Source organism: Polaribacter sp. (assembly GCF_049276715.1).
Lineage (GTDB): Bacteria > Bacteroidota > Bacteroidia > Flavobacteriales > Flavobacteriaceae > Polaribacter.
Window position 1 is genome coordinate 122882 of sequence record NZ_JBASWY010000041.1, and the last position, 13271, is coordinate 136152.

At 31.5% G+C, this 13271-nt stretch carries 7 protein-coding genes; 5 read left to right on the forward strand and 2 right to left on the reverse strand.

Annotated elements, in window-relative coordinates; translation table 11 throughout:
* Nucleotides 1-17 precede the first annotated feature (17 nt).
* A complete protein-coding gene (locus WAO74_RS10370) occupies nucleotides 18-3509 on the forward strand; it encodes a VPS10 domain-containing protein (protein ID WP_422161868.1) in 3492 nt (1163 codons plus the stop codon).
* 428 nt (nucleotides 3510-3937) lie between these two features.
* On the opposite strand, the gene WAO74_RS10375 is transcribed toward WAO74_RS10370, so the two are convergent.
* Nucleotides 3938-4102 (reverse strand): hypothetical protein, encoded by a 165-nt coding sequence (locus WAO74_RS10375; RefSeq protein ID WP_422161870.1) that lies wholly within the window; start codon nucleotides 4100-4102, stop codon nucleotides 3938-3940.
* Between the two features lie 258 nt (nucleotides 4103-4360).
* Between WAO74_RS10375 and WAO74_RS10380 the strand changes: the two genes are divergently transcribed.
* Nucleotides 4361-6994: a T9SS-dependent M36 family metallopeptidase gene (locus tag WAO74_RS10380; protein WP_422161872.1), complete on the forward strand. Its 2634-nt coding sequence runs from the start codon at nucleotides 4361-4363 to the stop codon at nucleotides 6992-6994.
* Nucleotides 6995-7046: 52 nt separating this feature from the next.
* Here the strand turns inward: WAO74_RS10380 and dxs are convergent, their stop codons facing one another.
* Nucleotides 7047-8816: a 1-deoxy-D-xylulose-5-phosphate synthase gene (dxs, locus tag WAO74_RS10385; RefSeq protein ID WP_422161874.1), complete on the reverse strand. Its 1770-nt coding sequence runs from the start codon at nucleotides 8814-8816 to the stop codon at nucleotides 7047-7049.
* A gap of 56 nt (nucleotides 8817-8872) precedes the next feature.
* On the opposite strand from dxs, the gene WAO74_RS10390 reads away from it, so the two are divergent.
* The 3 genes from WAO74_RS10390 to WAO74_RS10400 all read left to right on the forward strand — a co-directional run bounded on the left by WAO74_RS10390 (nucleotide 8873) and on the right by WAO74_RS10400 (nucleotide 13183).
* The gene (locus WAO74_RS10390) at nucleotides 8873-9322 is read left to right on the forward strand and encodes a nucleoside deaminase (protein WP_422161875.1); all 450 of its coding nucleotides are present in this window, start codon (nucleotides 8873-8875) and stop codon (nucleotides 9320-9322) included.
* A gap of 12 nt (nucleotides 9323-9334) precedes the next feature.
* Nucleotides 9335-10552, forward strand: a complete 1218-nt coding sequence (locus WAO74_RS10395) for an NAD(P)/FAD-dependent oxidoreductase (protein WP_422161877.1) — start codon at nucleotides 9335-9337, stop codon at nucleotides 10550-10552.
* A gap of 117 nt (nucleotides 10553-10669) precedes the next feature.
* Nucleotides 10670-13183, forward strand: coding sequence for a prolyl oligopeptidase family serine peptidase (locus WAO74_RS10400; RefSeq protein ID WP_422161879.1), 2514 nt, complete (start codon nucleotides 10670-10672; stop codon nucleotides 13181-13183).
* Nucleotides 13184-13271: the final 88 nt, after the last annotated feature.

Consider the following 13271-nt stretch of genomic DNA (forward strand, 5'->3'; position numbering starts at 1 on the left):
CCTATTTAAATAGAAAAATGAAGAAAATTTACAACACCTCAAAGTATTTTGCATTGGCAATTTTGTTTTCAATAGCATCTTGTAATAAACAACTAGAAAATGAAAAAGGAGAAATAAAAATTGAGCCAATAAAATACAAAAAGCAAAAAAGAAACCCAGATGTAAGACATAAAAAGGGCATAGAAGAAATGGCTGATTATCAATTAGAAATCAGAAAACCTATGGATTCTAAAGAGCCTACTTACAAAAAAGGGTATCTTTTAGAAGAATTTAAGAAGGCAACAGATTTCGCTTCTAAATCTAAAAAGAAAAGTGCAGTAAATCCTGTTTTTATAGAAAGAGGGCCAGCTAATGTTCCTGGACGTACAAGAGGAATTGTGGTAGATCCAAATGATAACAAAAGATGGTTTGCTGGAACAGCAAGTGGTGGGGTTTGGCTAACAGAAGATGAAGGTGTTACTTGGAGAAACGTTACAGATACATCAATACCTAATTTGGCAACATCAACAATTGCAATCAGTCCTCAAGACTCTAATACATTATATGTTGGTACAGGAGAACCTTTTGGCAATTTAGGTGCAGTTGGTGGTTCTGGAGTTTTTAAAACTACAAATGGTGGAACAACCTGGACAGTTTTAGGAGCTTCATCAGCCTATGGAGATGTTGGTAGAATTATCATCAACCCAGCAAATAAAGACAATGTCGTAATTGGTACAACTAAAGGTATTTATAGAACTACGGATGGAGGTGCTAATTGGACTCAAACGTATGCATCACCAAATATATCATCAAACTGGGTGCAAGATTTGGATGCAGATCCTACAGATTTTAACATTCAATATGGTTCTATAAGAAATTTCGGAATGGTAAAAAGTACAGATGGAGGCGTAACTTGGTCTACTATTTTTGATAGAGCTAATTTTAACACAAACCATAGCAGATTCGAAACTGCCATTTCTCCTGCAGATCCTAACACTATTTTTGTAAGTGTTTATTCTCCTACAATAAACCAAAATGGTACAGCAACAGTTGGAGTAAACACAGATTTTTATGTTTCTAGAAATAAAGGAGGAAGTTTTGCCAACTTAAAAACTACTGGAACTGCAGCAGGTGCAAACTTGGTTACAGGTCAAGGCTGGTATGATAATATTATTATAGCACATCCTTATGATACGAATATCTTTTATGTTGGTGGAGTTGCCGTTTTTAAAGTTACAATTTCTGGTCTTAATTTTACATCTCGATCTATAGCTTCAGGTTATGATGGTTCTCAAATTAATACAGACGTTCACGTAGATCAACATGGAATGACTACCATTTTAGGGAACAATCAAGAATTTAGAATTTTATTAGGTAATGATGGAGGTGTGTATAGTACTTCTTTTAAAACAGACCCTGGAGCTACAACTGGAGATTGGTCTGTAACAGCAGTTGGTAAAAATAGTACACAATTTTATGGTGCAACAAAACAAAATGGTGCAGATAATTATTTAGCAGGTGCACAAGATAATGGAACATGGATTTCTCAAGGAAATAACGCTGATAAAACCAAAGCTTATCAAAAAATATTAGGAGGAGATGGTTTTGAAGTTATTTGGCATTATAACAAACCTGGTAATTATATTGGAGTTTCTCAGAATTATGGTCAAGTAGGGAGGTATATAAATAATGTTGGTGCATTATCTAATTTTACAGAATCAGGATCAGCAGCAGCGCCTTTTTATGCAAAACTATCAAGTGCAGACAACAACCCAGATGCAGTTTTTGCAGTTACTATGACAGGTGTTTGGAGATCTACAGACTTTGCAGGCACTTGGGTTCAAACGCCAATTTCAGTTGGTTTTGCATCAACTTACAGCAGTACAATGAACGTAGAAGTTTCTACTGCAGACCCAAATGTGGTTTGGGCTGGAGGTGCAATGAGAGAAGATGGGGCTGTTTCTCTACATGTTTCTGAAGATAATGGTCAAACCTTTAGGCAAACAAGTTCTTTTGACAATCCTAAAAGTAATCACAGTTTAAATATTTCTGGAATAGGAGTTTCTTTAACAGAAAGAAAAAGAGCGTATGCTTTATTTTCTAGTCAAGGTGCAGCAAAGATTTTAAAAACAGAAGATTTAGGAGTTACTTGGACAGACATATCTGGTTTTGCAACCAATATTAGAACAGGTTTTCCAGATGTTGCTGTACACAGTATTGTAGAAATGCCTTTTAATAAAGATATACTTTGGGCTGGAACAGATATTGGTATTTTCGAAACTTCGAATGGTGGAAATACTTGGACATTATTAAACAATTTCCTTCCAGTTGCAGTGTATGACATGAAAATAGTGAACGATCAAGTGGTTATTTCTACTTATGGTAGAGGTATTTGGTCTGCAACCTTATCAGAATTAAGTTCATATACATTGCCTGCATTTTTATCTCAACCAAATGTAACATCTGCTCAAAAAGGTATAGAAAGTTTAAAAACCTTAGTGAGTTATAATGTAACAACAGATAATGTAAATAGAGTGAAAGTTTTTATTGATGATGTAGAACAACCAGAAGTTATTCAGAACTTTAATACAGGTGTAACTTACCAATATGAAACTGCAGATTTATCTGAAGGAACTCATAAATTTGGAATTCAATTGTTTGATGATGGTAATAGCTCAAGTTCTTTACTTAAAGAGTATGTATTCTCTGTAATAGATTTCGATGATGCTTCGCAAACAGCTGGTATTGCACAATTTTCGAATTCAGATGTTTACACACTAAATGCAGAATTTAGTATAAATAATATGAATGGAACTGTAACACAATCTGTTCTAAACAATACAGATCATCCTTATGCAGATAATAAAGTTTATACAACAATATTAAGAAGACCTTTAACAATTACAGAAGCAAATAAAAACTTTATCTATGAAGATATGGCTATTGTAGAGCCTTATACTGATAATTTAGCAGATTTAACTAGTTTCTATGATTATGTAATTATTGAAGCATCTACTGATTTACAAACTTGGAAAACGTTGGATAAATACGATTCTAGAAGATTTCCAGAATGGTTAGCAGAATTTAATAAAGGTGCAGCAGCAACTGCTAGCGATAATTTATTTAAATCGCAAACCATTGTTATTACAGATAAAGGATTCTCTATTGGAGAAACTATTGTTTTCAGATTTAGATTGGTCGCAGACCCAGGAGCAAATTCTTTTGGCTGGGCTATTAAATCAATAGAAGGTTCTGTTGTTTCTATAGATGATGTAATCAATGGTCTAGAAGTTTTCTCTGTTTACCCAACAATTTCGAAAGGAAACTTCACCATTTTCGGTAAAAATACTTTAGGAAAAACAAAACTTCAAATTGTTGATATTACAGGTAAAAGTGTTTACAATAGTATTTTAGATTTTAATACTAAAGAAAAACAATCAGTTTCTGTAAATCTAAAATCTGGAGTTTATATTTTACAAGTTATTGGAGAGAATAATAAAAAATCTTCAAAGAAAATTATTATAGAATAAAACAATTTAGATTGATATATATAAATATAAAAGACGCAGAAATGCGTCTTTTTTTATTGCTAAATTTTGGAAAAAATTTCAACTAAAATTCTGGGGTCTAAACCTTTTTTGAGTTGTAATCTATATACTGAAACATGCTCCACAAATTTATCTGAAATACCTAGGATTTTTATGGAGTTGTGGCAGCCGTTTTCTGCTCCAAATTCTAAAATTGCATTTCCAAATACTCAAGAAATCAAGCCATCTTCTATTGCAAGTATGGTTTTATCTTTCTTGAAAATTTTATATTATAATTGCTTCTAAAGGTTTTATAAAACACATATTATAATTTGCAAAGGAGTTTCTCTTATCTTTAATTATTTCTAACGCGTCTTCTACATTTTTGCAAATAGTACCTATTGATAAAATTACGATTCTTTCTCCTTCTTTTAGACAAACACCTTTTCCGTTTCTATTCTTTCAAAAGGTTTTTGCCAATTTATGATAGTTCCAAAACCTCTTGGATAGCGAATTGCAATTGGGTTTTTTAATCCTAATTGAACATTGTATAAAAAATTGTGCAATTCGATTTCATTTTTTTGTGGAAAAATCATCAAATTAGCAATATAACTTTAAATAGCATATCCAAATAGAAAAAATAATTTCTAAAATAGAATTAGGTATGTACCTGTTTTTTATTGAATTAGTAAATTTATTCAATTTTAAATCACAAAAAAATTAACAAGAAATATTATTTAATATTATTTATAACAATTATATTTGAAAAAATACAAATAAGCATGAAAATAAAATTACCACAAAAAACAATTTTAAAGCAATTAAGTTTAAGGAGATTTATCTTAACTTTTTCAATGATATCTTTATCATTAATCTCATTTGGACAAAATTACAAGAGTGTCATCAAAACACATCTTACCAATAATCTTGAAAAATTTAACTTATTACAATCTGATATAGATGAATGGAAAATTACTAATCAAGTTTATTCAGATAAAACAAAAATCACCCATGTTTACATTCAACAATTATACAAAGGTATTCCCGTTTTTAATGCAGTTAGTAACATAAGTATAAGAGAAAGTGACAATGAAGTAATTTTTTCAGGAAACTCATTTATTAAAAACCTGGCATTGAAAGTTAATAAACTTACTCCAACTTTAAAACCAGAAATTGCAATTACTCAAGCTGCAAGCGCTCTGCATCTTGGAACTCCAAATGGTATTCAATTACTTGAAGAAAAGGAATATGGAAATTATCTTTTTTCTAAAAGTGGAGTATCTCAAGAAAAAATTCCAGTAGAGCTAGTATTTCAGCCATTAGAAGATGGTACCGTAAAATTATCTTGGTTGTTAAATATTCATCAATTAGATGGTATTCATTGGTGGAATGTTAGAATTGATGCAAATTCAGGTGTTTTATTGCAAAAAAATGATTGGGGAGTTAGTTGTAATTTCGATATCGAAACAGGTAACCATTCACATGATTATAAGGTGAAAGAAGAGAATAAACAAAGCCCTTTAATTTTAATAAAAAAAAACAAAAGTCTATTTGAAGTAGAAACGTACAATGTTTTTGCTTTGCCTGTAGAAAGCCCTAATCATGGTTCTAGAACTTTGCTGTCTGCACCCCATAACACAAATGCCTCTCCTTTTGGATGGCATGATGTTGATGGTATAATAGGGGCCGAATATACAACTACCAGAGGTAACAATGTATATGCACAATTAGATGATGATGGTTTTAATGATACTTTCGGAGATTCGCCTGATGGTGGAAGTGGGTTAGTTTTTGATTTTCGATTAAATTTAGATAACGCTCCTCTTAGTTACAAAAATGCTGCAATTACTAATTTATTTTATATGAGTAATGCAATGCACGATATTTGGTATCAGTATGGTTTTGATGAGCCTTCAGGTAATTTTCAAGCAAAAAACTATAAAACATTTGAAGGTTCTGAATTAGGACAAGAGGATGAAGTTATTGCAGATGCACAAGATTCAGGTGGTAAAAATAATGCAAACTTTGCAACACCACCAAATGGATTTAAACCTAGAATGCAAATGTTTCTTTGGGATAATACTTCATTAATTATTAATTCTGGTTCTTTAGCAGGTAAATATTCAGCCATTGATGCCAATTTTACAGAAGATGGAACAGGAGATACTGACTCTACAGGAGCACCAGTAGCTACTAACCCAGTAACTGCAGATTTAGTTTTAATGAATGATGGTGATAGAACAAACCCAACAGAAGGGTGCTCAACTAGCGGACTTTCTCTTCCTAGTTTAGCTGGTAAAATAGTAGTGATAAGAAGAGGAAATTGTTCTTTTGTTAGTAAAGTTCAATTGGCACAAGATAACAATGCTGTTGGTGTTATTATTGTAAATAATGACGCTGGGACTGTTAGAATGGGTGGTGCTACAACAACAATTAGTATTCCCTCAGTTTCAGTTACACAAGAATTAGGTGAACAAATTATAGCAGCGTTGCAAAATTCTGAAGTTATGAATGTAAAGTTTTCAGGGGTTGATTTAGATGGTAGTTTTGAAAACGGAATAATTGCACACGAATATGGTCATGGAATTTCCAATCGATTAATTGGGGGGGCATCAAATTCTAATTGTATGAATAATGATGAACAACTTGGCGAAGGATGGTCAGATTATTTTGCTGTAGCAATTACAATGAAATCAGAGCACACAGAAACTACTTCAAGAGGTATTGGTACTTATATAACAGGAGAGCCAGTTAATGGTAGAGGAATTAGACGTTATCCTTACACAACAGATATGGCAGTGAATCCTTTTACATTTAATAACGTGAAAGATCAAGAACTTGGAGATCTTTCTGTTTCTGTTCATGGTGTTGGTTCTATTTGGGCAACCATGTTATGGGATTTAAATTGGAAAATGATTGGAATTTATGGTTTCGATCCAGATATGTATAATGGAACTGGGGGTAATAATAAAACAATGGCCTTAGTTATAGAAGGATTAAAATTAACGCCTTGTAGTTCTGGTTTTGTAGGCGCAAGAGATGCTATTCTAGCTGCTGATCAAACGCTATATGGAGGAGTTAACCAATGTGCTATTTGGGAGGTTTTTGCAAGAAGAGGTTTGGGTTACAGTGCTAGTTCTGGAGATCCATCTTCTTTTAGAGACCAAGTAGAAGCTTTTGATATGCCTCCAGAAGAAATACTTTCAGCAGCTGCATGTAATAGTACATTAAATTTAAATAATGAATCTTTAAAAGCGTTTAAAGTTTATCCAAATCCTACTAATTCATACATCAATATTTCTTTGGTTAATGAAATTAAAAATGCAACTATTGCTATTTATGATATTAATGGAAGACAAGTATATTTTAAAAAGTCTGATTTAAAAGGAACTGAAATAATAAATACAGAAATTTTAAGCAACGGTATTTATATCTTAAAAATTAATAATACTGAAGTTAATTATAGCGAAAAATTAATAATAAATTAATTAATACCTTTAATCAAATAAAAAAGACGCAGCAATGCGTCTTTTTTTATTGCTAAATTTTGGAAAAAATTTCAGCTAAAATTCTGGGGTCTAAACCTTTTTTGAGTTGCAATCTATCTACAGAACCATGCTCAACAAATTTATCTGAAATACCTAGGATTTTTATGGAGTTGTGGTAGCCATTTTCTGCTGCAAATTCTAAAATTGCAGAACCAAATCCTCCAGAAATCACACCATCTTCAATCGTAAATATGGTTTTATATTTGTCAAAAATTTTATGCAATAATTTTGCATCTAAAGGTTTTACAAAACGCATATCAAAATGAGCAAAAGAGTTCCCTTTTTCATTAATTATTTCTAACGCGTCTTCTACATTTTTGCAAATAGTAACTAGTGATAAAATTGCGATCCTTTCTCCCTCTTTGAGACAAACACCTTTTCCTAATTCTATTCTTTCAAAAGGTTTTTGCCAATTTATAATAGTTCCAAAACCTCTTGGATAGCGAATTGCAATTGGGTTTTTTAATCCTAATTGTGCAGTGTATAATATGTTGCGTAATTCAATTTCATTTCTTGGTGCAAAAATAATGATGTTAGGTATGCATCTTAAAAAAGCAATATCAAAAACTCCATGATGTGTAGCACCATCTTCGCCAACTAAACCTGCTCTATCTAAGCAGAAAATTACGGGTAAATTTTGCAAAGCAACATCATGAATTACTTGGTCGTAAGCACGTTGTAAAAAAGTAGAATAAATATTACAGAAAGCTACTAAACCTTGGGTAGCCATCCCAGCTGCTAAAGTTACAGCATGTTGTTCTGCAATACCCACATCAAAAGTTCTTTGTGGAAACTTTTGCATCATCAAATTTAAAGAACTTCCAGTTAACATGGCAGGCGTAATTGCTACAATTTTCTCATTTTTTGTTGCTAATTCAACTAATGTTTTTCCAAAAACATCTTGATATTTTGTCGATAAATTTGCTTCTTTTTGTATTCTTTCTCCAGAAATTTTATCGAATTTTCCAGGAGCATGATAGGTAATTTGGTCCTCTTCTGCTTTTTGCAAACCTTTACCTTTTGTAGTAATGACATGTAAAAATTTAGGACCTTTTATGCTTTTTAATCGTTCTAATTCTGTTAATAATTTTGGTAAATTATGACCATCAATTGGGCCTGAATAATTGAAGTTTAATGCTTTTATGATATTGTTTTGAGCCGCAAGTTTTTTATCACTTTTAACCTTTGTTAAATATTCTTTTACTGCACCTACAGAAGGGTCTATTCCAATAGCATTATCATTTAAAATGATTAGTAAATTAGCATCAGAAACACCTGCATGATTCAGTGCTTCAAAAGCCATTCCACTTGCAATAGAAGCATCACCAATAACTGCAATATGATGTTTTTCTATTTCACCTTTTAAATTCGATGCAATTGCCATTCCTAAGGCTGCAGAAATAGAAGTTGATGAGTGTCCAACCCCAAAAGCATCAAAATTACTTTCTTTTCTTGTTGGAAAACCAGCTATACCTCCAAATTGTCTGTTGGTATGAAAGACGTATTTTCTACCTGTTAAAATTTTATGGCCATAAGCTTGATGCCCAACATCCCAAACCAATAAATCGTTTGGAGTATCAAACAAATAATGCAAAGCTATTGTCAGTTCTACAACCCCCAAACTAGCGCCTAAATGTCCTTCTTTTGTGGCAACAATATCAATAATAAATTCTCTCAATTCTTTTGCTAATTGAGGCAATTGCTCAGGATTTAATTTTCTTAAATCTTCAGGATTTAATATGTTGTCTAACAAATTTTTCATCACTTTGCAAAAATACAATTTAAGTTTTGTAATATTGAAAACTTATTTTTTAAAAGATGATACAACCTTTTGATGATGTTTATTTTATGAAAAAAGCCCTGCAAGAAGCCGAAACTGCTTTTACTAAAGGGGAAATTCCTGTGGGAGCTGTTATTGTTTTAAACAATCAAATTATTGCAAGAGGGCACAATTTAACAGAAACTTTAAATGATGTAACTGCGCATGCAGAAATGCAAGCTTTTACTGCAGCAGCTGATTTTTTGGGTGGAAAATATTTAAAAGATTGTGTTTTATATGTTACCTTAGAGCCTTGTCAAATGTGCGCTGGTGCCAGCTATTGGACTCAAATTGATAAAATTGTGTTTGGAGCTTCTGAGCCAGAAAGAGGATTTATGAATTTAAAAACAACTTTGCATCCTAAAACAAAAGTGATTGGTGGAATTCTAGAAAACGAATGTTCACAGATTTTAAAAAAGTTTTTTATAGAAAAACGTAATTTGAATTAGAAAAAAGAGGAAATGAAAGAGTATGATGTTGTGGTAATTGGTGGTGGTCCAGCAGGAGGACAAGTTGCTAGAAATTTATCAAAAAAAGGGTATAAGGTTGCCTTGGTTGATCGTAATAAAACTTTTTTTGATAATAATTTTTCCAGTGCTGGTATGACATTAGCGCCATTATCTGAATTTAATTTGCCAGAATCTATAATAGGATCTTATTGGAAAGATATTACTATTCAATGTACAGAAAAAGCATATGATTGGTTAGGTGATGGTAATAAAGGTGTAGTTTTAGATTTCGGAAAACTTCGAGAGTTTTTAGGAGAAGAAACTCTTAAAAATAATGGAGAAGTTTATTTGGGTCATAAATACATTAAAAAAGAAGTAACTGAAAATGGTGTTTTTATAGATCTTTTAGATAGTAACACCTCTAAAACTAAAACTTTAAAAACAAAGTTATTGGTTGATGCAACTGGTCCTTTACGTAAAGTAATGTACGATTCTAAAGAGGCGCAGCCTAAAATGGATTTAGGAAGTGGAACTGAATATTTAATTGAAATAGATCAAGAAACATACGATAAATTTAAGGAAAAATTAGTCTTTTTCTTGGGTCACAAATGGGCAATAAAAGGATATTCTTGGATTTTTCCTATGGAAAATAAAATTTTAAAAGTAGGTGCTGGAAAAACACATTTAAAATCTAACAATCAAGAAAATACAGATAAAACAACTAAAAAAATAACAGAACAAATAATTGAAGAATACATACAGCCTAAAGAATATAGACTTTTAGATGTTCATGGTGGTGTTGTAAGATATTCAGTTGGTTTAAAAGATATTTTTTATAAAAACAAAGTTTTTGCTGTGGGTGATGCTGTTTCAGCTATCAATCCAAGAGGTGGAGAAGGAATTAGATATGCAATGCAAAGTGCAGATTTAGCTTGTAAATATATAAATGAATACTTGGTAAAAGGAACTACTAATTTTGATGATTACAGAAAAAAATGGCGTGGAAGAAAATTATTTAAATGGAAATTAAGTGAAATATCTAGCAGAAGAATGTATAGCAAATATTCTGATAAACAAGTTGAAAATAGAGTGCAATTTTTTCATAATAATTTTAGTACTGATGTTTTAGTGGACAGCTTATTCAACTTTAAGTACAATCAAATGATTTATAGAATTTTTCAATTTTTGTTTTTAAAAATAAAATTCCTTTTTAAAAAGGAGCGTTTTTAGGAAAAAACAGTCATTTTCCGACTGTTAAAATTTATACAAATATTCCTTAAAAATTTGCATTAGCAATCCAATTAAAAGAACTTTAAAATTTTATACAACCTAAACAAACTTATTCAAATGAAAAATAACATCTTATTTTTTTTGTTTTTACTATCAGTAATAACTTTAAAGGCACAAGAAACACCAAAACCCAATTATAGAGCAGCAGCAAAATATTCTCCAACAAACTTGGCCAAAATGGTGCATTCAACAGATGTAAGTCCACATTGGCTTAAAAAAGGAAACCGTTTTTGGTATGCGTATAAAACTTCAGAAGGATCAAATCATTATATTGTAGATGCAGATTCAAAATCTAAAAAGCTACTTTTTGATAATGTTAAAATGGCAAAATGGCTAACCCAAATCACTAAAGATCCTTATGATGCTCAACATTTACCACAATTTGATATTAAATTTAACGAAGCCGAAAATGCATTTCGTTTTAGAGTAACATCAAGTGAAGAAGTGGAAGCTGAAGATGATGATAAAAAAGATGAGGATAATAAAGTAAAGAAAGATTCTACAGCCACCAAAAAAGGAAAAAAGAAAAAGCCAAAAATGGAAAAGAAGACCTACTATTTAGAATATAGATTAGGTGGAAATGGCTTAACAATCATCAATACAAAAAAAGAAGAAAAAAAACCTTGGGAAAAATGGGCGAATGTAGCTCCAGACAGTTCTATTGTTTTGTATGGTAAAAATCATAACCTTTATTGGATGGATAAAATAAACTTTAAAAAGTTTATTAAAGATGAAAAAGATTCGACAGTTGTAGAAAACCAATGGACCAAAGATGGAGAAGAAAATTACGGATATACATGGGGTGGAAGAGGAGATGACAATGAAGATGTAGAAAAAAAGAAAGATGATAGAAAAGGAGTTTGGGGAACTTGGTCTCATGATTCTAAAAAGTTTGTGTTTGAAAAATCGGATTCTAGGCATATTAAAGATTTATGGGTAATAAATTCTACAGAAAAGAAAAGACCAACTTTAGAGACCTATAAATACCATATGCCAGGAGAACAAGAATATTACAAATCGGAATTGTTAATTTTTGATATTCCTACAAAAACTCATATTAAGATTCCATTAGATACTGCTCGTCAGCAAAGTATCGATGTTTTTAGAGCACCAAGAAAACAATCTGATAGAGATGATGATTTTACACCTTCTTTATTATTATCGAAAAAAGGGAAAATATATTTTAGTGTCATTTCTAGAGACCGTAAAAAATACGATATCAATGTTGCAGACATCAATACTGGTGAATATAAAACCTTAATTGAAGAGCGTTTTAATACCTATATAGAATCTAGACCTTTGGTTTTATTTAACGACGAAACAGAAATGTTGCATTGGGCAGAAAGAGATGGTTGGGCACATTTTTATTTGTATGATGCAAATGGGAATTTAAAAAACCAAGTCACAGAAGGCGATTATCATGTAGATGATTTTGCAGGTTTAGATGAAAAAAGTAGAACTTTATATTTTACTGCAAATGGAGTTGATAAAAAACAAGATCCTTATTATTTACATACCCATAAAATCAACTTAAATGGCAGTGGAATTCAAACTTTAGATGTTGGAGATTTTACTGTAAGTACAAGCATGTCAGATTCTAATAAATATTTTGTAAGTAATTATTCGCGTGTAAATACAGTGCCTAAATCTGAGTTAAGAGATGTAAATGGAAAGAAAGTAATGGATTTAGAAATTGCAGATTTATCTCAATTATTTGCTTCAGGTTATAAATTTCCAGAAACGTTTAAAGTAAAAGCAGATGATGGTATTACAGATATTTATGGAGTGATGTACAAGCCTTTTGACATGGATTCTACAAAAGTATATCCACTTTTAGAATACGTTTATCCTGGTCCACAAACTGAGGCTGTTAACAAATCTTTTTCTTACAGAATGGATCGTTTAGACAGAATGGCTCAAGTTGGTTTTGTGGTGATTACCCTTGGAAACAGAGGAGGACATCCAGACAGATCTAAATGGTATCACAATTATGGTTATGGTAATTTACGTGATTATGGTTTGGCTGATAAAAAATATGTTGCTCAACAATTGGCAAACAAACACAAATTTATAGATATTGAAAAAGTAGGAATTTACGGACATTCAGGAGGTGGATTTATGTCTACAGCTGCAATGTTAGTGTATCCAGATTTCTTTAAAGCCGCAGTTTCATCAGCAGGAAATCATGATAATAATGTGTACAATTCATGGTGGAGTGAAACACATCATGGAGTAAAAGAAGAAATTGATGAAAAAGGTAAAATTTCTCATGTTTATAAAATTGATGACAATCAATCTTTGGCAAAAAACCTAAAAGGACATTTAATGTTGATTCATGGAGATATGGATAATAACGTGCATCCTGCAGGAACAATTAGAATGGCAAACGAACTAATTAAAGCACACAAACGTTTTAAATTTATGACAATGCCAGGACAAAGACATGGTTTTGGAAGCATGACTGAATATTCTTTTTGGTTAAGAGCAGATCATTTTAGTAAATATTTATTAGGTGAAGAAGTTACAGATGTAGATTTTCTTTTTATGAATATGGATGAACCAAAGAATTAAAGAGAAAAGCCCATCCTAGCCTTCCCAAAGGGAAGGAATTTATCACTCTTATGAAGGTGAGGTTGACAAATTATATAAACTATTATAA